At 71.1% G+C, this 22,407-nt stretch carries 20 protein-coding genes and 1 pseudogene; 9 read left to right on the top strand and 12 right to left on the bottom strand.

Annotated elements, in window-relative coordinates; genetic code table 11:
- Positions 1-21 precede the first annotated feature (21 nt).
- The gene (locus tag F3T56_RS27705) at positions 22-717 is read right to left on the bottom strand and encodes a L,D-transpeptidase family protein (protein ID WP_149828088.1); all 696 of its coding nucleotides are present in this window, start codon (positions 715-717) and stop codon (positions 22-24) included.
- Positions 718-850: 133 nt separating this feature from the next.
- Here F3T56_RS27705 and F3T56_RS27700 point away from each other — a divergent pair, with 133 nt between their 5' ends.
- A complete protein-coding gene (locus F3T56_RS27700) occupies positions 851-1,339 on the top strand; it encodes a carboxymuconolactone decarboxylase family protein (protein ID WP_149828087.1) in 489 nt (162 codons plus the stop codon).
- 120 nt (positions 1,340-1,459) lie between these two features.
- On the opposite strand, the gene F3T56_RS27695 is transcribed toward F3T56_RS27700, so the two are convergent.
- Genes F3T56_RS27695 through F3T56_RS27670 form a run of 6 tightly spaced genes read right to left on the bottom strand, consistent with a single transcriptional unit; the run spans position 1,460 to position 9,556 of the window.
- Entirely contained in the window at positions 1,460-2,254 is a 795-nt protein-coding gene (locus F3T56_RS27695; RefSeq protein ID WP_149828086.1) for an aminotransferase class IV, read from the bottom strand.
- A gap of 47 nt (positions 2,255-2,301) precedes the next feature.
- Positions 2,302-3,486, bottom strand: a complete 1,185-nt coding sequence (locus F3T56_RS27690; protein WP_149828085.1) for an FAD-dependent monooxygenase — start codon at positions 3,484-3,486, stop codon at positions 2,302-2,304.
- Positions 3,483-5,066, bottom strand: a complete 1,584-nt coding sequence (locus tag F3T56_RS27685) for a class I adenylate-forming enzyme family protein (protein ID WP_246203926.1) — start codon at positions 5,064-5,066, stop codon at positions 3,483-3,485. The genes F3T56_RS27690 and F3T56_RS27685 overlap by 4 nt, the downstream gene beginning before the upstream one ends.
- 42 nt (positions 5,067-5,108) lie before the next feature.
- Positions 5,109-6,737 carry a benzoate-CoA ligase family protein gene (locus F3T56_RS27680; protein ID WP_149828083.1) on the bottom strand — a complete coding sequence of 543 codons (1,629 nt, stop codon included), beginning with the start codon at positions 6,735-6,737 and terminating at the stop codon, positions 5,109-5,111.
- Positions 6,734-8,902, bottom strand: coding sequence for an aminodeoxychorismate synthase component I (gene pabB, locus F3T56_RS27675; RefSeq protein ID WP_149828082.1), 2,169 nt, complete (start codon positions 8,900-8,902; stop codon positions 6,734-6,736). Before pabB ends, F3T56_RS27680 begins: the two co-directional genes overlap by 4 nt.
- A gap of 30 nt (positions 8,903-8,932) precedes the next feature.
- Positions 8,933-9,556: an antibiotic biosynthesis monooxygenase gene (locus F3T56_RS27670; RefSeq protein ID WP_149828081.1), complete on the bottom strand. Its 624-nt coding sequence runs from the start codon at positions 9,554-9,556 to the stop codon at positions 8,933-8,935.
- Between the two features lie 199 nt (positions 9,557-9,755).
- Between F3T56_RS27670 and F3T56_RS27665 the strand changes: the two genes are divergently transcribed.
- Positions 9,756-11,168 carry a pyridoxal phosphate-dependent decarboxylase family protein gene (locus F3T56_RS27665; RefSeq protein WP_149828080.1) on the top strand — a complete coding sequence of 471 codons (1,413 nt, stop codon included), beginning with the start codon at positions 9,756-9,758 and terminating at the stop codon, positions 11,166-11,168.
- 7 nt (positions 11,169-11,175) lie between these two features.
- On the opposite strand, the gene F3T56_RS27660 is transcribed toward F3T56_RS27665, so the two are convergent.
- The 3 genes from F3T56_RS27660 to F3T56_RS27650 all read right to left on the bottom strand — a co-directional run bounded on the left by F3T56_RS27660 (position 11,176) and on the right by F3T56_RS27650 (position 14,050).
- Positions 11,176-12,090, bottom strand: a complete 915-nt coding sequence (locus F3T56_RS27660; RefSeq protein ID WP_149828079.1) for an SDR family oxidoreductase — start codon at positions 12,088-12,090, stop codon at positions 11,176-11,178.
- A 242-nt stretch (positions 12,091-12,332) separates the two neighbouring features.
- Positions 12,333-12,962, bottom strand: coding sequence for an MBL fold metallo-hydrolase (locus F3T56_RS27655; RefSeq protein WP_149828078.1), 630 nt, complete (start codon positions 12,960-12,962; stop codon positions 12,333-12,335).
- Positions 12,962-14,050 carry an S-(hydroxymethyl)mycothiol dehydrogenase gene (locus tag F3T56_RS27650; RefSeq protein WP_149828077.1) on the bottom strand — a complete coding sequence of 363 codons (1,089 nt, stop codon included), beginning with the start codon at positions 14,048-14,050 and terminating at the stop codon, positions 12,962-12,964. Before F3T56_RS27650 ends, F3T56_RS27655 begins: the two co-directional genes overlap by 1 nt.
- A 246-nt stretch (positions 14,051-14,296) precedes the next feature.
- On the opposite strand from F3T56_RS27650, the pseudogene F3T56_RS27645 reads away from it, so the two are divergent.
- From F3T56_RS27645 to F3T56_RS27640, 3 genes and pseudogenes are all read left to right on the top strand, one after another.
- A pseudogene (locus F3T56_RS27645) lies at positions 14,297-15,658 on the top strand (MBL fold metallo-hydrolase); the annotation flags it as partial.
- Positions 15,656-16,006 carry a rhodanese-like domain-containing protein gene (locus F3T56_RS48260; RefSeq protein WP_246203930.1) on the top strand — a complete coding sequence of 117 codons (351 nt, stop codon included), beginning with the start codon at positions 15,656-15,658 and terminating at the stop codon, positions 16,004-16,006. The pseudogene F3T56_RS27645 and the gene F3T56_RS48260, both read left to right, overlap by 3 nt.
- A complete protein-coding gene (locus tag F3T56_RS27640) occupies positions 16,003-16,749 on the top strand; it encodes a sulfite exporter TauE/SafE family protein (protein ID WP_149828075.1) in 747 nt (248 codons plus the stop codon). Before F3T56_RS48260 ends, F3T56_RS27640 begins: the two co-directional genes overlap by 4 nt.
- A gap of 38 nt (positions 16,750-16,787) precedes the next feature.
- Here F3T56_RS27640 and F3T56_RS27635 read toward each other — a convergent pair whose 3' ends face one another.
- A complete protein-coding gene (locus F3T56_RS27635; RefSeq protein ID WP_149828074.1) occupies positions 16,788-17,075 on the bottom strand; it encodes a metal-sensitive transcriptional regulator in 288 nt (95 codons plus the stop codon).
- 84 nt (positions 17,076-17,159) lie between these two features.
- On the opposite strand from F3T56_RS27635, the gene F3T56_RS27630 reads away from it, so the two are divergent.
- Complete coding sequence (locus F3T56_RS27630; protein WP_149828073.1) at positions 17,160-17,753, top strand: rhodanese-like domain-containing protein; 594 nt, start codon at positions 17,160-17,162, stop codon at positions 17,751-17,753.
- A gap of 140 nt (positions 17,754-17,893) precedes the next feature.
- Here the strand turns inward: F3T56_RS27630 and F3T56_RS27625 are convergent, their stop codons facing one another.
- Complete coding sequence (locus F3T56_RS27625; RefSeq protein WP_246203924.1) at positions 17,894-18,442, bottom strand: transketolase; 549 nt, start codon at positions 18,440-18,442, stop codon at positions 17,894-17,896.
- A 274-nt stretch (positions 18,443-18,716) separates the two neighbouring features.
- Between F3T56_RS27625 and F3T56_RS27620 the strand changes: the two genes are divergently transcribed.
- From F3T56_RS27620 to F3T56_RS27610, 3 genes are all read left to right on the top strand, one after another.
- A complete protein-coding gene (locus F3T56_RS27620; protein ID WP_149828072.1) occupies positions 18,717-19,487 on the top strand; it encodes an isopentenyl transferase family protein in 771 nt (256 codons plus the stop codon).
- A 95-nt stretch (positions 19,488-19,582) separates the two neighbouring features.
- Complete coding sequence (locus F3T56_RS27615) at positions 19,583-20,830, top strand: FAD-binding protein (RefSeq protein ID WP_246203922.1); 1,248 nt, start codon at positions 19,583-19,585, stop codon at positions 20,828-20,830.
- A 5-nt stretch (positions 20,831-20,835) separates the two neighbouring features.
- Positions 20,836-22,386 carry a TIGR00730 family Rossman fold protein gene (locus F3T56_RS27610; RefSeq protein WP_246203921.1) on the top strand — a complete coding sequence of 517 codons (1,551 nt, stop codon included), beginning with the start codon at positions 20,836-20,838 and terminating at the stop codon, positions 22,384-22,386.
- The last annotated feature ends 21 nt before the right edge of the window (positions 22,387-22,407 follow it).

Below are 22,407 nucleotides of genomic sequence, written 5' to 3'. Positions count from 1 at the left end.
GGCCGGGCTCCTGGATACGTGTCAGGTGCCCGGCTTACGGCCGTACACGTAGACGTCGTCGCCCTTCTTCAGCAGCGACCAGTACTTCTTGGCATCGGTCTTCGTCATGTTGACGCAGCCGTGGGAGCCGGGCGGGTTCCACATGCTGACGCCGACGGAGTGGAAGGCCTGGCCGCCGTCGAAGAACTGGCTGTAGGGCATGGGCACGTGGTAGATGGACGAGACGTGGTCGATGTTCCGCCAGTAGATCTTCTTCAGGCCGGTGCGGGTCTCGTAGCCGTTCCGGCCGGTACGGACCGGCACGGGTCCGTAGACGAGCTTCTTGCCGTCCTGGATCCAGCTCAGCTGGAGGGTGAGGTCGACGCAGGCGATCCGGCCCTTGTTGGTCGGGCACTTGCCGGCCTTGTTGGGGTTCTTGCCCACGGCCTTCTGCTTGTTCATCAGGTCCATCACGCCCCAAGTGACGGAACCCGCGTATCCGATGTTCGGTGTGATGCCGTGCTTGGTCTGGAAGGCCTTGATCGCCTTGCAGTCGGCGGCCGACTGCTTGCCGTCGACCGGACGGCCGAGGAACTTCTCCACCTGCTTCTGGTACGGCCCTGTCGACGTCGTACAGCTCGCCGCCTGCGCGGGCGCGGTGCCCAGCGCCAGCGTGAGCGGTGTCAGCAGGCCGGTGATCGTGAGCGCTACAGCGCCTCTTCTGCCTATGTCCCCCATGGCGGTCCTTCCCTCTCACACACGTTGATTGCTCTGCGTCGGTAGACACACGGCGGGGCAGGGCGGTTGTGGCGTTGCTCGCGCTGAGACGAAACAGTTACACGGCGAGAATTACGGATATAGAGTTCTCCCCATGAGCAACAGCGATTCCATAACTCGCGTGGCCCTCAAGAAAATCACCCCCGATGTGTCCGGCGCGATGGGCTCCCTGCACGCCGCCGCCGTTTCCGCGGCGCGGGACGCGAAGGTCGAGCCGGAGATCCTCGAACTGGTCCGCATTCGCGCGTCGCAGATCAACGGCTGCGCGTTCTGCCTGGACATGCACACCAAGGACGCCCGTGCCCAGGGCGAGACCGAGCAGCGGATCTACGCGCTGAACGCCTGGCGGGAGACGCCCTTCTTCACCGCCCGCGAGCGCGCCGCGCTGGCGCTGACCGAGGCGGTGACCCTGGTCCACCAGGACGGACATGTGCCGGACGACGTCTACGCGGCGGCCGCGGAGGTCTTCGACGACGAGCAGGTCGCGGCGCTGATCTGGGCGGCCACCGTGATCAACGCGTACAACCGGATCGCGATCGCGACACGGATGGTTCCGGGCGCCTATCAGCCCGCCCAGAAGTAGACCGGAATCCTTCCGGAACCTTCGGGAACGAATTCCCCTGATTCAGGAACGCCGAATTGCGCCGGGCCGTATCGAATGCGGCCCGGCGCTTATCTGTATCTGTATCCGTGTGTCTATTTCTCAGTTGTCGGGGAGCGGCTCCATCAGGCCTTCCAGCCATTCCCGCCATTCCGGAGCGTGGACGGCCGGACCGGCGGTCATCGGGCGCCCGGTCCAGGCGGCGACCGGGCGGATCCCGTGCAGGGCGTTGACGAGCCACACCTCACGGCCGTCCAGCTCGGCCATGGAGCGCTCGCGGTGGGCGACGCGGACGCCGATGTTCGCGGCCCGCTCCTGGACGAGTGCCATGGTGACGCCGGCGAGGATGGGGAGGCGGGGCGGCGGCGTGCAGAGCGTCTCGTCCTCCCACCACACGAGGCTGGAGTTGGCGGCCTCCAGGACCAGTCCCGAGGGTGCGATCAGTACGGCCTCGTCGGCGCCGGTGCCGGACGCCCGTCCCCGCACCCGGGCCAGGGCGTCCAGGTCAGGGCCCTTGCGGCGGGGCACGGTACGCGTGTCCGGCTGGCCGGCCGCCCAGACCCGTACATCCGCGGTGCGGGCCGGCGCGTGCCGGAGCCGCAGCCTCAACTCCAGTGATCCCGCAGCGAGTTCCACGCGGGGGAACCACTCCCCCGTACGCGGCAGCGCGGCCGCCATGTCCTTCCAGAACTCCACGACCTGTTCCAGGGGCGGTGCTCCGCACTCGCCGCAGCCCCGCAGGAACCGCTCCCGGTGCCGGTCGAAACCGCGCACCCGTCCGTCACGCAACAGCCACGAGTCCGCGACCAGGAGGCGTCCGCTCCGCGCGGAGCTCGGGGTCAGGCCGCGCTCGGGCGACCAGGTCGACAGACCTTCCGCGATGGCCGGTTGTGTCACTCCGTACTCCATCGGTCTTTCCGTTCCAGTACTTGCGGCCCGCGACTTCAGTACTTGCGGCCCGCGACGGCCGGGGACCCGTGTCGGGGCCCGTACGGCGCGTGCTCCAGCCAGGCGCCGCAGCGGGGCACGACGGGCGCGAGGGCGGCCGCGGCGCGCTGCTTGACGCGGACGATACGGCGCCGGGGCCGCAGATGGTCCAGGGCCGTGCCGGCGGCGGCGCTGTTGAACAGGGCCGCCGAGCGCCGGACCGCGGCGAAGGAAGCGACCGCTTCGGGCCTGCCGTCGGCGACGGCTTCGGCAGCGGCGGCCGCGTCCGCGATACCGCTGTTCATGCCGCGCGCCCCGAACGGCGGGAAGAGGTGGGCCGCCTCGCCGACGAGCAGCACCCTGCGGTGCTGGTCGGTGAAGCCGGCGGCGACCTTGCGCAGGAAGCGGTATGTGGACACCCACAGGATCCGCTCGCCGTAGCCCTCCCCCACCACCTTCGGCAGCCAGCGCCGCACGGCCTCCTCGGTGCCGTACTCCTCGGCCGCGTCGTCGTCGCGGCACTGGAGGTCGACCTGGAAGCCGCCGGTGAACGGCACGCGCATGACACTGCGGCCGCCGAGGTCCGGGTGCTCATAGTGGAAGACCCGCTCCAGGGGCAGCTCGGCTCCCGGGATGTCGGCGATGTCCGCGACGACGTGGAAGCCGTCGCCGTGGGTGCCCTCCAGGGGGATGCCCAGTTCGCGCCGTACGGCGGAGCGGGCGCCGTCGGCGGCCACGGCGTGGGTGCCCGTCCAGGTACGGCCGTCCTCGTCGGTGAGCCGCACTCCGGTCGGGTCGGTGTGCACGCCGGTGATCCTGGCGTCCCACACGAACTCCACGCCCGCGTCCTGGCAGGCGGCGAGCAGGAAGCGCTCGGTGTCGACCTGGCGGAGGCTGGTGAAGGGCGGGGTGCCGGTGGGCGGGGGGAAGGTGCGGGTGTACACCTCGCGGCCCCGGTACAGGGTCCGCTTGGTCTGCCAGGTCCGGCCGTACGAGGCTATCTCGGCCGCCAGCCCCGGGCGCATCCCTTCGAGGAGTTCCAGGGTCTCGCGGTGGACGAACAGGGCGCGGCTGCCCGGGCGCTCGCGGCCCTCGGGGTCGGCTTCGAGCAGCGTGACGGGGAGGTCGTGGGCGCGCAGGGCGAGGGCCGCCGAGAGGCCCACGGGGCCGGCGCCCACGACGAGGACGGGCGAAGTCGTCATGTGCGGGCGCTCTCGGTCAGCATGCGGGTGATCTCGACCCGTTTGACCTTCCAGGTGGAGGTCATGGGCAGTTCCTCGAACCGCCACTGTCTGGGCTCCGCCATGGCAGGCAGGTCGGCGGTGGCCTCCCGCCAGCGCCGCGGGTCCAGGGGGCGTTCGCCGCGTACGCACACCACGGGGACGGGTTCGCGGTCGACGCCGGGGACGATGACGACCTCGCGCAGCTCCTCCAGGCGGGACATCAGGGTGTCCTCGACCTCCAGGTTGCTGTGCACGGAGTCGATCTGGTCGATCTCACGGTCGATCAGATAGAGGGCGCCCCAGCGGCTCTGGTAGCCCATGTCGCCCATCTGCCACCAGCCGCCGCCGAGTTGGCGCAGATAGCGCTCACGGGCGCCGAGGTAGGTGAGGATACGGCCCCGGGTGCGGGCCTCGATCCGGCCGGGGGCGCCCGGGCGGACCCGGTGGCCGTCCTCGTCCGCGACCCGGACGCGGGTGAAGCCCGGGATGCCGATGCCGACCCTGCGGCCGTCGGCGCGGGCGGCGCTGCGGCGCGTGAACCACTGGAAGGCGACCGGGCCGGTCTCGCTCTGCCCGTACAGCTGGATGAGCCACGGCGAGCGCCGCCTCGACGCGTCCAGCAACCGCTGCACGGTACGCGGGTGGATGGCGTCGAAGGTGGAGCCGTACGAGCGGACGCGGGACAGCGGGGCACCGGGCGCGTCCGCCAACTCCTCCCACAGGACGAAGGTGTTGGGGTGGGTCTCGACGATGCCGGGGCGGTGGCGGGCCAGCAGCGGGCCGATGTTGGCCGGTTCGGGATCGGTGATGAGGACCAGCGGGCTGCCGAAGTGCAGCAGGACACCGAGCAGATGGTAGAAGCGCGAGTGCACGAAGGACATGTGCAGGGCGGCGGTCTCGCCCCGGGTGGGCCAGCCCATCGCCTTCTGCGGGACGAGCCGGTTCCACATCGTGTTCGGGCAGTGCACGGCCAGCTTGGGGAGGCCGGTGGTGCCCGAGCTGTGCGTGATGAGGGAGGGGTCGCAGGGGTGAAGGCGCACGGCGGCCGGGGTCACGGCGCCGGCGTACTTCTGCAGCGGCTCGGCGCCGGGGGCGTCGTCGACGGACAGGGTGCGCCGTACGAGGCCGGGGAGTTCGACGTCCTTCAGCGGGCCTTCGAGTTTGGCCCGGTCGGTGATCAGCCAGGGCTTGTGGAGGCGTTCGAGGAGCTGACCGACGACGGGGCCCGCGAGGCCGGGCGACAGAAGCACGGGGACGGCGCCTATACGGGAGACCGCGCAGGTCAGCAGCACGATGTCGACGTTGTCCGTCTTGTGGACCACCACCTCCTCGGAGGGGCGTACGCCCGCTTCCCACAGGCGGCCGGAGAGTTCGTCGACCACGTCGGCGAGGACCGGATAGGCGAGGTCGGTCCCGAGGTCCGGGTTGACGTCGAGGGGGCGGTCCAGGGTGACGAAGACGGGCCCGTGGCGGTCGGCGGCCTCCCTGAGCATCGAGCCCAGGTAGAAGCCGCGCCCGGCGAGTGCGGGCTGACGGGTGGCCTGATGCTGGTCACGCATATGGCCAAACCTTTCTGCGGGGGTGGAGGTGTCCGCCATGGCTCACCACGCTCCTTGGCGGACGAGGTGGCGGCGGAGCTTGCCGGTCGCGGTGCGCGGCAGCGTGGGGACGAAGCTCACGCTGCGGGGGACCTTGAAGGCGGCCAGCTTGTCGCGGGCCATACAGATGAGTTCGGCCTCCAGGCCCACGGCGATGGGGGGTACGGGGATGACGAAGGCCCGCAGTTTGCTGGCGCCGCGCTCGTCGGTGACGGCCACGACGGCGACGTCCCGGACCGCCGGGTGGGTGCGCAGCAGGGCCTCCACCTCCAGCGGGGAGACGGTGATGCCGCCGACCATCTCCATGTCGTCGGCCCGGCCCAGATGCCGGTAGGTGCCGTCCGGTTCGCGGCGGGCCCGGTCCCGGGTGTTGAGCCACCCGCCGACGAGCGCGCGCTCGCTCTCCTCGGGCCGGTTGAGGTAGCCGGGCGTCACCGACGGACCGCGCACCCAGAGCTCGCCCGCCTCGCCGTCCGGCACCGGGGTGCCCGCGCGGTCGCGGAGTTCGACCTCGAAGCCGGGTACGGGGCGGCCGACCGTGCCGGGGTGGTTGTGGTCGAAGCTGTTGGCGCAGAACGCGTGGCCGGCCTCGGTGGAGCCGATCTGTTCCAGCACGGGGGCGCCGAGCAGTTCGGTGACCTGCTTGCCGAGTCCGGCGGGCATGCCCTCGCCGGCCGACACCGCCGCGCGCACCGAGGCGAAGCAGTCCTCGTGCCCGCCTGCCCGGTCGGCGACGAGGGCGGCGTACGCCGACGGCACCGAGTACAGCAGGGTCACGCGGTGGCGGGCGACGAGTTCGTCCACGACGGCCGGGGTGGGGCGGCGGTCGGTGAGGACCGCGCTGGAGCCGGAGAAGAGGGGGAAGACGAAGGCGTTGCCGAAGCCGTAGGCGAAGTAGAGGCGGGAGACGGAGAGGGTGACGTCGTCCTGGGTGATGCGGAGGAGCCTTCGGCCTATCAGGTCGTGGTAGGTCTTGGGGTCGCTGTGGACGTGGACGACTCCCTTGGGGCGGCCTGTCGTTCCGGAGGTGTACTGGATGTAGAGAGGGGTGTGGGCGTCTGTCGGGTGCGCGTCGGTTTTGGGGGCGGCTGTGGTACTCAGTGCCATCAGTTGGTCGGAACCTAGGCGCGCCGCTGGAACGCCGCGGGTCGTATGTGGCTGGTTGCGCCCACGCGGCGGAGCCGCATATGTCACAGCCCCGCGCCCCTGACGGGGCACGGTGGTGCGGGCCGGGAAGTGATTGTCCAAGTCCGGTCCTGTCACCCACAAGACAGCCTCGGTGTCCCCCTCCATGAACTGGAGTTCGGGTGGGGTGAGTTCGGGGTTGACCAATACCGCTACCGCGCCCAGGCGGGCGACGGCCAGGAACGTGGTCACCCAGGCGATGGAGTCCGGCAGGGCCAGCAGTACCCGGTCGCCCGGGCGTACTCCGTGGTCGGTCAGGACCGTGGCGGCGCGGGACGCGAGGTCGTGGATCTCGCCGTGGGAGTAGGCCCGGTGGCCCTGGTGGAAGGCCGGGCGGTCGGTCCAGCCGCGGCGTTCGGCGAGGGCGGCGAGGTGGGCCGCGACGTTGCCGGGGGCGCCGGCGTCGGCGGGGAGCCGGGTCGGCTGGGACTTCGTCGTGATCGTCATCGCGTCGGCTCCTCGGTGACGGTCGGGGCGGAGGCGTGCTCCCGGTGGGCCCGCATCAGCGCCGCGGTCTTCAACAGCATCTCGTCGTACTCGGCGGCCGGATCGGAGTCGAGGACGATCGCGCCGCCCGCGCCCAGATGCATACGGCCGCCCTGGAACACGGCGGTACGGATGACGATGTTGAGGTCCGCGCCACCGCCGCACCCGAGGTAGCCGAGCGCCCCGGAGTACACGCCCCGCGCCTCGGTCTCCAGCGAGTCGATGATCTCCATCGTGCGCAGCTTGGGCGCCCCGGTCATCGATCCGCCCGGGAAGCAGGCCCGGACGCAGTCGACGGCGTCGGTGCCCTCGCGCAGCGTGCCCTCGACGGTGGAGACCAACTGGTGCACGGTGGCGTACGTCTCGGTGGCCATGAGGCGCGTGACCTTCACGGAGCCCGTACGGGAGACCCGGCCGAGGTCGTTGCGGAGGAGGTCGACGATCATCAGGTTCTCGGCGCGGGTCTTGGCGTCGGCGGCCAGGTCGTCGCGCAGCCGGTCGTCCTCCTCCGGGGTGGCGCCCCGGGGCGCGGTGCCCTTGATGGGCTTGGCCTCGGCGATGCCGTCCCGGGTGATCCGCAGGAAGCGCTCGGGGGACGAGCCCGCGATGTCGAGGTCGCCGAACCTGAGGAAGGCTGCGTACGGGGCCGGGTTGATCCGGCGCAGCACCCGGTAGAAGTCGTACGGGTCGTACGGGGCGGGTAACCGGACCGCGTTGGTCAGGCAGACCTCGTAGCTCGTGCCGGCGTTCAGTTCCGCCTTGCAGGCCTCGATGTCGGCGAGGTAGGTGGCGCGGTCGCGGACGAGCCAGGGCTCGGCGGCGCGGGGGTAGGGCTGCGTGCCTGGCCGGAGGGGGACGGTGGCGTCCGAGGAGACGAAGGTCAGCTGGGCCAGTACGGTGTCGAGCCAGTCGCCGGCCTCGCGGGTCGCCGCCGGGGTGTCCTCGGCCAGGCAGACCGCGTAGGTGAAGCCCTCCTCGTGGTCCACGGCGATCAGCCGGTCCGCGAACAGCCAGCAGGCGTCCGGGGTTTCGGCCTTGTGCCGGTTCGGGGAGCCGGTGTCGCCCTTCAGTTCGTAGCCGAAGTAGCCGACGTAGCCGCCGGTGAAGTCGAAGGGCAGGCCCGTCGTGTCGACCTTGCGGCTGGCCAGCTGCCGCTTCAGATAGTCGAAGACGCTCGCCTGGACCTTGCGGGTGGGCCGCCCCTCCCGCTCGATCTCGCAGAGGCCGCTGTCGACGTCGTAGCGGACGAACTCCGCGAGCGGGCCGCTGCCGTCACCGAAGAACGAGAACCGCGACAGGCCCGGCTCGACGCGGGAGCTGTCCAGCCAGAACGCGTGCCGCGCGTCGGCGTACATGCGGGTGAAGACGGCCTCGGGATCGACGGCGCCGGCGATACGGCGGGTGTGCAGCCGGTAGGCCGGGGCGGGCGCCCGCCGGGGGCGGGGGATCGCGCCGGAGAGCGAGGTGGGCGCGGTGTGCTTCGTAGCGGTGTGTTTCGTACGGGCGAGGCAGGCGACCGCGGTGTTCTTCCTCCGTGGGCTGCCGGCCCGTTCCGCCGTGAGGTTGCGGAAGTTGACCAGCAGGCGGTGGCCGTGGTCGGTGAGGATCGACTCCGGGTGGAACTGCACGCCCCACAGCGGGCGTTCGCAGTGGCGCAGGCCCATCAGGACGCCCTCCTCGGACCAGGCGGTGGGCTCCAGGGTCGGCGGCAGCGGCTCGCGTACGGACAGCGAGTGATAGCGGACGACGGTGAAGTTCTGCGGCAGCCCGCGGAACAGGTCGCGGCCGTCGTGCCGGACGGTCGACAGGTGGCCGTGGCGGGGCCACGGGGCCGGCTCGACCTCGGCCTGCTCCCCCACCGCGATGCCCTGGTGGCCCAGGCAGACGCCGAGTACGGGGATCGTGGCCTCGGCGATCACGCGGGCGGCGATGCCGAAGTCGCGTGGCTCGGATGGGTGGCCCGGTCCCGGCGACACCACCACGTTGTCGAATTCCCGCAGCTGGGGAATGTCGTCGTCCGCGGCGTCATTGAGTACCACCACCGGCTCCTCGCCGTTGACCTCGGCGATCAGCTGGAACAGGTTGTACGTGTACGAGTCGTAATTGTCGATGAGCAGGGTCTTCACCCGCCCACCCCCCTCTGATCGTTCTCGGACCTAGGCGGTCCGCCGTTTGTGCCGACCGCGCAGCGCCTGCAGCGGCGGATACAGCCATTTCTTCAGGAATCTCTGGAGTCTCGGCATGAGAATCCAGGTGACGATGGCCGACACGGACAGACACAGCAGAAGTGTGCGGAAAAGCGGATTCAGGTCGTTGAGATAGGGAAGTATCGCCAGGTTGAACAAGAGCACGGGTGGGAAGACCGCGCTCATATTCACCAACCACAGTTTCCATTTCGGGGGCGGCCCCGGGGCGGCCGGCGTCGGGTCCCGGGCGGTCTGGGCGTCGAACCAGGCCTTGGAGCCGGTCACGCTGCGGCGGCCGGTCTCCCGGGCGAGTCCTTCGGCGCGGGCCGCCCACTGGGCGCAGGCCAGCGAGTTTTCCCAGGTCCGGGCCGAATCCTCACTGTCGAAGCGGTAGACCACATGCCACTCCGCCTCTCCGTCGACAAGTACGCCTCCCCCCAGAAAGCCCGACTGCTGCGCGGTCGTACGCAGCGCGGCCCACCCCCAGGAGTGGAAGTCGGCCTCGCGCCCCGGCACCACGTGATACGCGATGGTGACGGTAACGGGATTCCTGCTCACGCCGTCGAATACGCGAGGAACCGAGACCCCGTTCAAATCTCAACGAAACTTTTTCAACTGTCCGGATCGCACCTTTGGGAGAGCTTTCGTCCTCCTTTGCTGCTTCTGTCGAGGAGTGCGTCGAGCAATACGCCGGAGTAACTTGTTCGATTGTTTGGAAGCGGTTGCCCGAAGAACGATAAAAGGCACACAATGGCAATCACGCATTCACTGTGTGGGACTATGCTGCCGAACCATGCATCCCGTACTCGCCGACGACCTCTCCCGGCTTCCCGCGTTGCTGCAGATCGCCCGTGACTTCGCCGCCAAGGAGGTGGCGGGAATCGTGGAGCGGCCCGTCGCCCGGCTCGATGGGCGCTCCGAGCCCGCGCCGCTGCCTCTGGAGGGGATCGGAGCGGAAGGCGCGCTGGCCGGGTTCGCCGAGCGGTGGGCACCCGGGTTCTCGGGTTCGGCCGGCCCCCGGTACCTCGGCTTCGTCACCGGTGGGGCCACACCGGCGGCCGTCACCGGGGACTGGCTGACGAGCGCGTACGACCAGAACGTGTCCGGTGGTGGCGATTCCTCCGCGACCGCTCTGGAGCGGGAGACCCTGGGCTGGCTGCGGGAGTTGTTCGGGCTGGGCGAGGAACACAGCGGCGCGTTCGTGACCGGGGCGACCGTCTCCAACACCGTGGGGCTGGCCGTCGCCCGCGAGTGGCTCGGCGAACAGCTGGGCATCGACGTGTCCCGGCAGGGTGGGGCCGCCCTCGGCCCCGTCGACGTCCTGTCCGGCACCCCGCACTCCAGCATCGGCAAGGCGCTGTCCGTACTCGGCATCGGCCGCGACCGGCTGCGTACCGTCCCGGCGCTCCCCGGCAACCGGGAGGCGGTCGACGTGGGCGCCCTCGCCACCGCCCTGGACGCGCTCGACGGGCGACCGGCGATCGTCGTGGCCAACGCCGGGACCGTCAACACCGTCGACTTCGACGACCTGCGTGCCGTCGCCGCGCTCAAGCAGCGGTACGACTTCTGGCTCCATGTGGACGCCGCGTTCGGCGGCTTCGCCGCGCTGTCACCGTCGTACGCGCATCTCATCGACGGGCTCGACGCGGCCGACTCGATCTGTGTCGACCTGCACAAGTGGCTGAACGTGCCCTATGACGCCGCCGTCCAGTTCACCCGCCGACAAGACCTCCAGGTCCGGGTCTTCCACAACGCCTCCCCGTACCTCGGCCTGCCCACCGACGAGCCCGACTTCCTGCACCTCACCCCCGAGAACTCCCGACGGCTACGGGCCCTGCCCGCCTGGTTCTCGCTCATGGCATACGGCCGGGAAGGGCACCGCGAGATCGTCGAGCGCAATGTCGCCCTGGCCCGCACCGTCGGCGAACGCATCGCGCGAGCACCGGAGTTGACCCTCTCGGCGCCGGTCCGGTTGAACGTCGTCTGCTTCACCCTCACCGAACGGCCCACACGGGAACGCGTGCACGCCCTGGGCCGGGCGATCGCCGCCTCGGGCGAGGCCTTCGTGACACCGACCGTCTACGACGGCACGCACGCCCTGCGGGCGGCGTTCAGCAACTGGCGTACGACGGAAGCGGATGTGGAGCGGGTGCTCGACGCGGTACTCACGGCCACCGGCGCGGTCACCGGCGAGGCGGGCCCTTGATGCCGGTTCAGCGGTAGCCCGTCGTGTCCGCCGGCTTTCCCGTGTCCTGGACCTCGACGAGGTAGCGCCAGGCGTCGGGGCGGCTGCCGTCGAGGTCGGTGAAGCCGTAGACCTGGGCGAGGCCGCCGCTGGAGAGGGACTCGCCGTTGAAGCGGGCGACCTCGGGGTCGGCGGCGAGGGCGGCGACGGCGCGGCCGACGTAGCGCGGGGTCTCGGAGATGGCGAAGTGGGGGACGCGGTCGAGGGCGTCGCGCCAGTTGTCCTCGGTGACGCCGAAGTTGTCGAGCATCATCTCCGAGCGCAGCCAGCCGGGGGTGAGGGCGACGGCGGTCGCGCCGCGTGGGCCGAGTTCGTGGCCGAGGGCGAACGCCATGCGCAGGACGGAGGTCTTGGCCAGGTCGTAGAAGAAGGAGTTCCGGTAGTTCCGGCGGTTGTAGTCGTCCGTGCCGTCGGTCATCTCCACCACCAGGCCCCCGGGGTGACGCAGGAGCAGGGGCAGCGCGTGGTGGCTCGTGATGGCGTGCGTCTCGACGGCGAGTCGCAGTAGTCGAAGGCCGTTGTCGAGGTCGTGCTCCCAGACCGGGCTGTCCCATTCGAAGAGCTTCTCGCCGCCCCAGATGTCGTTGACCAGGACGTCGAGGTGGTCCTGCTCGTCCGAGATACGGTCCACCAGGGCCTGGACCTGTGACGGTTCGAGATGGTCGGCGGGTACGGGGATGCCGCGTCCGCCCGCCGCCGTGACCAGGTCGGCGGTGTCCTCCAGGGTCTCCGGGCGGTCGTACTCCGAGCGGTGCGCGCGGGTGGTGCGGCCGGTCACGTAGACCGTCGCCCCGGCCGCGCCCAGTTCGACGGCGATCCCCCGGCCCGCGCCGCGTGACGCTCCCGCGACCAGTGCGACCTTGCCGTCCAGTGGTTTTGTCATGTCCGACCTCCCGTGTGTATCGGCGTCCATGACATGAGGGTGTCCTGGAAGGCGGACACCTTCTGTCGGGATTTTCGGCTGCGTCCAAGAGGTCGATCGATTGGGTGGTGGGACGACTGCGGGTTGTTGGGGGCTTGTCGCGCAGTTCCCCGCGCCCCTGACTGGGCGCGTTGCCCAGCGGCAGTCGCGAGTGAACCGGGGCCGGCTGCCATGCCTTCGCGGCAGTCGGCCCCGGTCGGTACTCAGTGGCCCCGCGCGATCCACTCCTCCAGATGCGGAGCCTCGGCTCCGATTGTCGTGGTGTCGCCGTGGCCCGTGCGGACGACGGTGTCGCCGGGCAGCGTCAGCAGCCTGTCCCTGATGGAGTCGATGATCGTCGGGAAGTGGGAGTAGGAGCGGCCGGTGGCGCCGGGGCCGCCGGCGAAGAGGGTGTCGCCGGTGAAGACGGTGCCGAGGCCGGGGGCGTGCAGGCAGACGGCGCCCGGTGCGTGGCCGGGGGTGTGCAGGACCGTCAGGTCGGCGCCGGCGGCCGAGATGGTCTGGCCGTCGGCCAGCCAGTGGTCGGGCAGGCGGTCGGGGTGGGTCTGCTTCCACAGCGGCAGGTCGTCCGGGTGGAGCCAGATCGCCGCGCCGGTGCGCTCGGCGAGGGCGGGCGCGGCGTCGATGTGGTCGTTGTGGGCGTGGGTGCAGACGATGGCCGACAGCCTGCGGTCGCCGACCGCCTCGGCGATGGCGTCGGCGTCGTGGGCGGCGTCGATGACGATCACCTCGTGGTCGTCGCCGACGATCCACACGTTGTTGTCGACGTCCCAGGTGCCGCCGTCCAGCGAGAACGTCCCCGAGGTGACGAGGTGTTCGATACGCGCGGCCATCAGAGCGTCACCACCGAGCGCAGGACGTCGCCGCCGTGCATCCGCTCGAAGGCCTTCTCCACCTCGTCGAGTCCGATGGTCTCGGTGACGAACGCCTCCAGATCCAGGCGGCCCTGGAGATAGAGGTTGATCAGCATGGGGAAGTCACGGTCCGGCAGGCAGTCGCCGTACCAACTCGACTTGAGCGCGCCACCGCGGCCGAAGACGTCCAGCAGCGGCAGTTCCAGTTTCATCTCGGGCGTCGGTACGCCGACGAGGACGACCGTGCCCGCCAGGTCGCGGGCGTAGAAGGCCTGCTTGTACGTCTCCGGGCGGCCGACCGCCTCGATGACGACGTCGGCGCCGAAGCCGCCGGTCAGCTCGCGGATCGCCTCGACCGGGTCGGTGTCCTTGGAGTTGACGGTGTGGGTGGCGCCGATGTTCTTGGCGGTGGTGAGCTTCCGGTCGTCGATGTCCACGGCGATGATCTTCTCGGCGCCGGCCAGCCGGGACCCGGCGATGGCCGCGTCGCCGACGCCGCCGCAGCCGATGACGGCGACGCTGTCGCCCCGGCCCACGTTGCCGGTGTTGATGGCGGCTCCGATGCCGGCCATCACGCCGCAGCCCAGCAGTCCGGCGACCGCGGGGGCGGCGGCCGGGTCGACCTTGGTGCACTGCCCGGCGGCGACGAGCGTCTTGTCGGCGAAGGCTCCGATGCCGAGGGCGGGCGAGAGCTCCTGGCCGGTCGAGGCGAGGGTCATCTTCTGGGTGGCGTTGTGCGTGGCGAAGCAGTACCAGGGCCGCCCGCGTCGGCAGGCCCGGCAATTGCCGCACACCGCACGCCAGTTGAGGATGACGAAATCGCCGGGAGCCACGTCCGTGACGCCCGCGCCGACCGACTCCACCACACCGGCGGCCTCATGGCCGAGCAGGAAGGGGAAGTCGTCGTTGATGCCGCCCTGCTTGTAGTGCAGGTCGGTGTGGCAGACCCCGCACGCCTGCACCTGCACCACGGCCTCGCCCGGCCCGGGATCGGGGACGACGATCGTCTCGATCCGCACCGGTTCGTTCTTGCCCGGTGCGATCACGCCCCGTACTTCCTGCGCCATGGTGAATCCTTCCGTCGATCCGGGGTGGACGGTCTCCCGTCCATGGTCACCCTACGGACTGACCAGCCAGTAGGGCCTCCGATGCATGCGGAACCGTGGCCGAAATGACTGCCACTGAATACCCCCCTAGGTATCTCTGCTACTGTGTTCCGCATACCCCCGGGGGTATTTTCGCCATGTGACCCCGGGACGGGTTCTCAGGCTTCGAACGATTCGAACGATTCGAACTAGGAGAGGAGTGCCGCCGTGTACTTCGTCGACACCATCGAGGTGCCGGGGCTGGGCAACCGCAGCTATCTGGCGGGCGGCCCGCGCGGCGCCGTGGCGGTCGATCCACCGCGGGACATCGACCGGATGATCACGGCCGCGGCCCGGCGGGACGTGCGGATCGCGTACGTCGTGGAGACGCACGTCCACAACGACTACGTCACCGGCGGCCTGGAGCTCGCCCGGCTGACCGGTGCCGCCTACCTGGTGCCCGCCGGGGCGCGGGTCGCCTACGAGCGGGTGCCGGTGCACGACGGCGACACCGTGGAGCTCGACGCGGATCTGACGCTGCGCGCCGTAGCCACCCCAGGGCACACCCCGCACCACACCGCGTACGTCCTTCAGGAGGGCGGCCGTGCGGTGGCCGCGTTCACCGGTGGCTCCCTGCTCATCGGCACGGTCGGGCGCCCGGATCTCGTCGAGCCCCGGCTGACCGATGAGCTGGCCCGCGCCCAGCATGCCTCGGCGCACCGCCTGGCCGAGACGCTGCCGGACGACACCCGGGTCCTGCCGACGCACGGCTTCGGCAGCTTCTGTTCCGCCGGGCGGCCGGCGGGCGACGCCACGACCGTCGGGCACGAGCGGGTCACCAACGAAGCCCTGGTCAAGGACGTGGAGACGTTCGTCGCCGAGCTGCTGGCCGCGCTCGACGACGTACCGGCGTACTACGCGCACATGGGACCCGCCAACGCGCAGGGGCCCGCCCCGGTGGACCTGACCCCGCCGGCCCCGGCGGACGCCGAGGAGATCGCCGCACGGCTGGCGGCGGGTGAGTGGGTCGTGGACCTGCGCAACCGGGTCGCATTCGCCGAGGGCCATGTGGCCGGGGCGTTGAACTTCGAGGCGGACGGGCAGCTCGCCACATATCTTGCCTGGCTGCTGCCGTGGGGCAAGCCGGTGACGCTGCTCGCCGAGTCACCGGAGCAACTCGCCGATGCCCAGCGCGAGTTGGTGCGGGTCGGCATCGACCGCCCGGCCGCGGCGACGACCGGCTCACCCGTCGACTGGCTGCGCGAGGGCGAGCGACCGCGCTCCTTCCGGCGCGGCACGTTCGCCGACCTGGCGAAGGCGTACGGCGACGGCGACGGCGACGGAGTGGTCGTCCTCGACGTCCGGCGCGACTCCGAGCGTGCGGCGGCGGGGCATGTCGCGGGGTCGACTCACATCCCGGTGCACCGGCTGCGCGACCGGCTCGACGAGATACCCGACGGCACGGTGTGGGTGCACTGCGCCGGCGGAATGCGGGCCGGCATCGCCGCCTCGCTGCTCGACGCGGCCGGGCGGAACGTGGTGGCCGTGGACGACGGCTTCGCGTCCGCGGCCGAGGCCGGGCTGCCCATGGCGCGCATCACCCCGGTCCGGGCCCATGAACGCACCGGCACGGACGGCGACGCCGTACTCCTCGATGTCCGTGAGGCGGAGGAGTGGTCGGCCGGGCATGCTCCGGCCGCGGTGCACACCCCGTTGTCCGCGCTCACGGCCGGGGCTCCCCTGCCCCGGCACGCCCGGCACCGCCCCCTCGTCGCGATCTGCCGCTCCGGCCGGCGTTCCCAGGCGGCCGCCACCCTGCTCCGGGCCCGCGGCGCGGACGTGGTGGACGTCAGCGGGGGCATGCTGGCGTGGGCGGAAGCGGGGCTGCCCGTGGTCACCGAGGCCTCACCCGGGACGACCGGTGGCCCGGCGGCGTGAGCACTCTCGTTCTCGCCCTGCTCGCCGGGGGCGTGATCGGGCTGTCGCTCGGTGCGCTGGGCGGTGGGGGCAGTGTGCTCGCGGTGCCCGCGCTGATCTATCTGCTCGGTTTCACCCCGGCCGCGGCGACGGCGGCGAGCCTGGTGATCGTCACGGTCACGTCGGCGACCGCGCTGGCCGCGCACACCCGGGCGGGGACCGTCCGATGGCGTGGTGGGGCCCTGTTCGCGGCGGCAGGTCTGGCGCCCGCGATGCTGGGCGGCACACTGTCCGCGGGTCTGCCGCCCGCCTTGCTGACCGGGGCCTTCGCGGTGGTGGCGGGGCTGGCCGCGTACCGGATGCTGCGGCCCTCGGCCACGCGGCGGGAGGAGTCGACCGTACGGACGAGCCGGGTCGCCCTGTCCGGGGCCGGGCTCGGCGCGGTCACCGGTGTTCTCGGGGTGGGCGGCGGTTTCCTCGCCGTACCGGCCCTGGTGAACGTGGTGGGGCTGCGCATGCGCGACGCCGTGGGCACCAGCCTGCTCGTCATCACGGTGAACTCGCTGGCCGCGCTGGCCGCCCGGGCGGGCGCCGCCGAAAGCCTCGACTGGGCGGTCGTCGCCCCGTTCGCCGGGGCCGCGATCCTCGGCGCCTGGGACGGCAAGCGGCTGGCCGGCAAGGTCTCCGGAGACACCCTCCGGCGGATCTTCGCCTGGGTGCTGCTGGCGGTGGCCGCGTTCATGCTGGTGGACGCGGTCGTGTGACCCCGCACCACCGGCAGGCGCGGCCTCCCCCACTCACCTCACGCCAGCGACAGGAACAGCTTCTCCAGTCGGGCCCGCATCTGCTCCGTGCTCTCCCCGTTCCGCTCGTTCTTCTCGGTGTCGGTGAGGCACTGCTGCAAGCCGGTGGCGATGATCGCGAAGCCCGCCCGGTCGAGGGCGCGCGAGGCAGCCGCGAGCTGGGTGACGACGTCCTCGCAGTCACGCCCCTCCTCGATCATCTTGATCACTCCGGAGATCTGCCCCTGCGCCCGACGCAGCCGGTTCAGCACCGACTTGAGCTCATCACCTTCGAACTGCAGCTCCACTGCCACCCACTCCTCTACATACCCTTGGGGGTATGTTACCGCCCCCGCCCACGCGGACCCCTCCCGAAAGGATCACAGCACACCATGACCACTCCCCTCACCCCCCGCCCCCTCGACACCCAGCAGGCCCGCGAGCGGCTGCCGCGGCTGACCGTCGTCGATGTCCGTACGCCCGGCGAATACGCCTCCGGGCATCTGCCCGGCGCCCTGAACGTTCCCCTCGACCGGTTGGAGCGCGCGCTGCCCGCGCTGAAGGAGCCCACGGAGTCCGCCGCCGAGCTGCTGGTCGTGTGCGCGTCGGGGGCCCGGTCCGAGAAGGCGTGCGCGCTGCTCGCCGAGCACGGCATCGCGGCGGCCACGCTCACCGGCGGTACGAGCGCCTGGGCGGCCGCCGGTCACGAACTGCACCGCCCGGCCGGGGGCGCGCGGGCCACCTGGGCGATGGAGCGGCAGGTGCGGTTCACCGCCGGTGCGCTCGTCCTCGCCGGGCTGGGCCTCGGCCTGCTGCACCCGGCCTGGCAGTTGCTCTCGGCGGGGATAGCGGGCGGTCTCGTATTCTCGGCCCTCACCAATACCTGTGGCATGGCGGTGCTGTTGGGGAAGCTGCCGCACAACCGCCCGCGCCCCGCGGACTTCGACGCCACGCTCGCGAGGCTCGCGGCGGCCGGGAGGCGATAGCCGAGGAACGACGCGAGACAGGGGCGTCGGCCGCCCGCGTTTCCGGCGGCCTCGCCCCTCCTCCCTCGCGCGCTTCCTTCTGTCAGCGCATGAAGTCCCGTACGGCCCGGGCGATTCCGTTCTCGTCCAGGCCGTCCGCGTCACCGAGCGCCAGCAGTCGGTGCGGGACATGGACGAGCGTCTCGGCGACATGACGGGCCGAGGCGCCGGGGGGGGCAGGGCTCGACCAGAATCACGTCGGCGTGGTCGGCGGCGAGTACGGCGGTGCGCAGGCCGATCTCGTCGAAAGGGCGGACGGTGGTGGCGTAGAGCACGGCCAGGTCCAGTCCGGCCGTGGCGGTCAGGACGGGATCGAGGGCTGGGCCCACGGCGAGGACGACACCCTCGGTTCCCGGCCGGACGAGCTGGAAGCCGGCCGTCGCGTCCCGCGGGTCGGTGTTGGAGCGGGCGGAGACATGGACGTACGCGCGTTCGCCACGGGCCCTGGCGCCCGTGATCGCACGGCGCACCTCTTCGGGGTGGCCGGGGACGTGCACGGTCCAGCCGGGTGTGGCGGCGTACCGGTTCAGCTCGTCCACGGCTCCGTACCCGACCAGTACGGCACCGACCGCACCGGCATCCCGGTCGCCCCTCTCCCCTCTCGGCTCCGGGACGGTCTCGGCAACGGCGAGCAGCATGTCGGTCTGCATGGGAAAGCCCTTCTGCGAGCGGTTCGCGCAAAAGCAAGAAACATGAGAAACACCATGGAAACAGGGGACGGAAAACCCTCGCCCCCTCTCTCATATCGCGCTCGGCACCCCGGAACCCGGCGCTCCGGACGACGGAATCCAAGCTTTGAACAATATGGGCATCTCTTTGCCGCTCCAAGGCGTAATGCTGGTGTCCAAGACAACCGGTCCTGCGTAACTTGAGGTTGATCAACTTCGTCGTGCAGAGCTCCAGACCCAGGAGGCGGCACCAGCCATGGCCGACAGCAAAACGCAAGCCGAGGCATCACCTCTCGTCCATCTCATCGCGGGGCCGACCGGCGTCGGGAAGAGCGCGGCGGCCACGGAGCTGGCCCGGGAGACCGGCGCTCCCGTGGTGGTGGCCGACCGACTGCAGTGCTTCACGGACCTGGCCACCGCGAGCGCCCGCGCGGGTGCCGAGGTGCCGGACGTACAGCGGTACTGGCTGGGCGACCGGACCGTGGCCGACGGCGACCTGTCCGCGACCGCCGCGACGGACACGCTGGTCACACTGGTCGAGCGGCTGACCGCCCGGCGCGGTCTCGTGATCGTCGAGGGCGGTTCCATCTCACTGCTGCGCGAGCTGTCCGCACGCCGTGCCGCGCTGCCCTGGCGGCTGACCGTACAGCTGATGCCACTCCCCGACCGGGAGGAGTACGTCGCCGCGCTGACCCGCCGGGCCCGGACGATGCTCGCCCCGCCGCCTCCCGAGCGGGGTCTGCTCGCCGAGCTGGCCACGATCTGGCAAGATCCGCACCAGCGCTACTTCGCGGCTTCCGTCAACGGTTTCGAGGCTGTTCTGGAATGCTGCGCAAAATATTCACTGGACGTGGCGACCCTCCACAAGCGGAATCTTCCCGAGCGCATCCTGGCGCGTATGTCCGCGTTGATAGCCGAGCGCCATGCCGAGCATGGAATTCTGCAGCATCAGATATTCACCGAAATTTTCGATAACCGAATACGCACATCCCGATTCCACCTGGGCGCACTGGAGCGTGCGGCATGACAGGAATCCTCGAATTCGTTGCCCCGTCGGACGCCTTCGGCGAGAAACTCGCGCAGGCCTCGGACGATTTCGGCCATATCGTCACGAGTCGGCCGATGAGTGTACTCACCCCCCGGTCCCCCGCCGAGATCCAGGACATCCTCGCCCTTGCCGGTCCACGAGGGCTGCCGGTCTCCGCGCGCGGCGGCGGCTACGCGCTGTACGGGCAGGGGCAGGTGGACGGCGGCTGCGTCATCGACATGGGCGCGCTGAACGAGGTGCGATGCTTACCCGGCGAGCGGGTCCTGGTCGCCGGGGCCGGTGCGCTGTGGAGCGATGTCGTGCGCGCCGCCCTCGCCGAGGGTCTCACCCCGCCCGTACTGCCCGACCACCTCGGCGGCAGCGTCGGCGGAGTGCTCACCACCGGCGGCTTCGGCGGCTCCAGCCACCGGTACGGTCTGGTCGCCGACCAGGTGCGTGAGCTGGACGTCGTCACGGGCACGGGCGAGGCGGTCACCTGCTCCCACGACCGGAACCGGGGCCTGTTCCACGCGGTCCTCGCGGGCCTCGGCCAGTGCGCGCTGATCGTCCGGGCCACGCTCCGCCTGGTGCCCGCCCCGCCGCTCGTACGCCGCTACCGCCTGTACTACGACGATCCCGCCGCCTATGTCGCCGATCAGCGCGCTCTCTCGCACGACGACCGCTTCAGCCATGTCTCCGGGCAGGCCCGGCCCGCGATCGGCGGCAGCTGGGACCACGTCATCGAGGCCGTGGCCCCGCACTCGGGCCGACTCGCACTCGATGACGCCCGGTTGATCGGCGACCTGGCCCACGACCCCGACACCCAGGAGATCGAGGACCTCTCGTACGGGGAGTATGTGTGCCGCCTCGACCGCGACGAGCGGATCCTGCGGGTCACGGGCGAGTGGAACCGCCCGCACCCGTGGCTCACGCTGCTGCTGCCTGAGGAGGCGGTGGCGTCCTTCGTCCCGGCCGTGCTCGCCGACGGGCCCCAGCAGGGGTTGCGCACCTGTGGAGCGGTCCAGCTCCGCCCGCTCACCGGTGCCACCCTGCGCGCCCCGCTGCTGCGCAGGCCCGCCGGCGAACACCTCTGCCTGCTCTCCCTGATGCGTACCGCGTTGCCCCAGGACCCGGAGGGCGTACGGCGGTTGGTGGCCGCCAACCAGGAGGTGTACGAACGCACCCGGACACTCGGAGGTGTCATGCACCCGTCCAGCGCGCTGCCCATGTCCCCCGACGACTGGCGGGTCCACTTCGGCGACGCGTTCGACGCTCTGGCCGGGGCCAAGGTCCGGTACGACCCGCACGGCATCCTCACCCGGGGGTACGGGCTGTGGCGGTGACGGGCGTGACCGTGTTCTGCGGTGCCTCGTCGGGACACCGCCCGGAGCATCTGCGTACCGCCGCGGAACTGGGCGACGCACTCGCCGGGGCCGGGCTCCGCCTGGTCTACGGCGGTGCCCGCACTGGGCTCATGGGCGCGGTCGCGGACGCCGCCCTGGCCGCCGGGGGTGAGGTGACGGGGGTGATCCCGCGCCGCATGCTGCCATACGAGATCGCCCGCAGCGGGCTCACCGAACTGCGGGTGGTGGCCGACATCCACGAACGCAAGGCGCGCATGGCCGAGTTGGGGGATGCCTTCGTGGCGCTCCCCGGCGGTCTGGGAACGGCGGAGGAGCTGTTCGAGGCGCTGGCCTGGGCGCAGATGCGTATCCATCGCAAGCCCTGTCTCCTCCTCGACCCGTACGGCTTCTACCGGCCGCTGCTCGCTTTCCTCCGGCACGTCCGCGACGAGGGCTTCCTGCACCCCGGGGACCTGGAGCGGATCGTGGTGTGCGCGTCGGCGCGGGAGGTCGTGGAGCGCCTGACGGGTACGGACGCGGGCGGAGGCATCGCGCGGGTGAGCGCGTCGGCGGACATGTTGTCCCGGCCCGAGCCGTCGACGGAGGGGTCGTCAGGCGTGAGCACGCCCGAACTCGGCCGGACGGCCTTCCTGTTCTCGGGCGGCGGCTCCCAGCAACCGGGCATGGGGCGTGACGCGTACGACGCGTTCCCGGTGTTCGCGGCGGCTCTCGACGAGGTGTGCGCGGCGCTGGACCCGTATCTCGACGTGCCGTTGCGGGACGTGATGTTCGCCGAGGCGGGTACGCGTACGGCCTCGCTGCTCGACCGGATCGTCTTCGGCAACCCCGCGATCTTCGCGCTCCAGGTCGCGCAGTACCGGCTTCTGGAGAGCCGGGGTCTGAAGCCCGATGTGCTGTTCGGATACTCGGCCGGGCGGATGGCCGCGGCCCATGTCGCCGGTGTCTTCTCCCTGACGGACGCCTGTCGTGCGGTGGGCACGCTGTCCCGGCTGATGGGCGCCCTGTCGACGCCGGGGGCGATGGCGGCCGTGGAGGCCACACCTCAGGAGCTGGTACCGGAGGCCGGTGTGGTGGTCGCGGCGGTCAACGGCCCCCGGGCGCTGGTGGTCTCGGGCGACCGGGACGCCGTGATGGCCCTCGCCGAGCGATGGGCGGCCCGCGGTCGCCGGACCCGGGTGCTCCGCGTGGACGTGGCCGCGCACTCGCCGCACCTCGATTCTCTGCTGGACGGGTTCCGCCGCGCCCTGCGGACCATGGACCTGCGGGCCCCGCACACCTCGCTGATCTCCGACATCACGGCGAAGCCGGTCGAGGCGGAGGCCACCGAACCGGACTTCTGGGTACGGGAGTTGCGGGACCAGGTGCGGTTCTCGGACGTGGTGGACCTGCTGCGCCGCGACGAGTTGGACACCTGCCTCGAACTGGGCCCCGGCGAGGTCCTGACCAGGATGATCGACGAGTACCCGGGCGCCGACGGCAGGACCCCGGCCGTCCGCTCCCTCACCCGGGACTGGGGGTCCCTACTGGGCGGTTGAAAGGCGTTCCCGGTGCCGCTC

This window comes from Streptomyces tailanensis, from assembly GCF_008386495.1.
Classification (GTDB): Bacteria; Actinomycetota; Actinomycetes; order Streptomycetales; family Streptomycetaceae; genus Streptomyces; species Streptomyces tailanensis.
The sequence above is the reverse complement of the archived record's forward strand: the minus strand, read 5'-3'. Positions and strand labels throughout refer to the sequence as shown.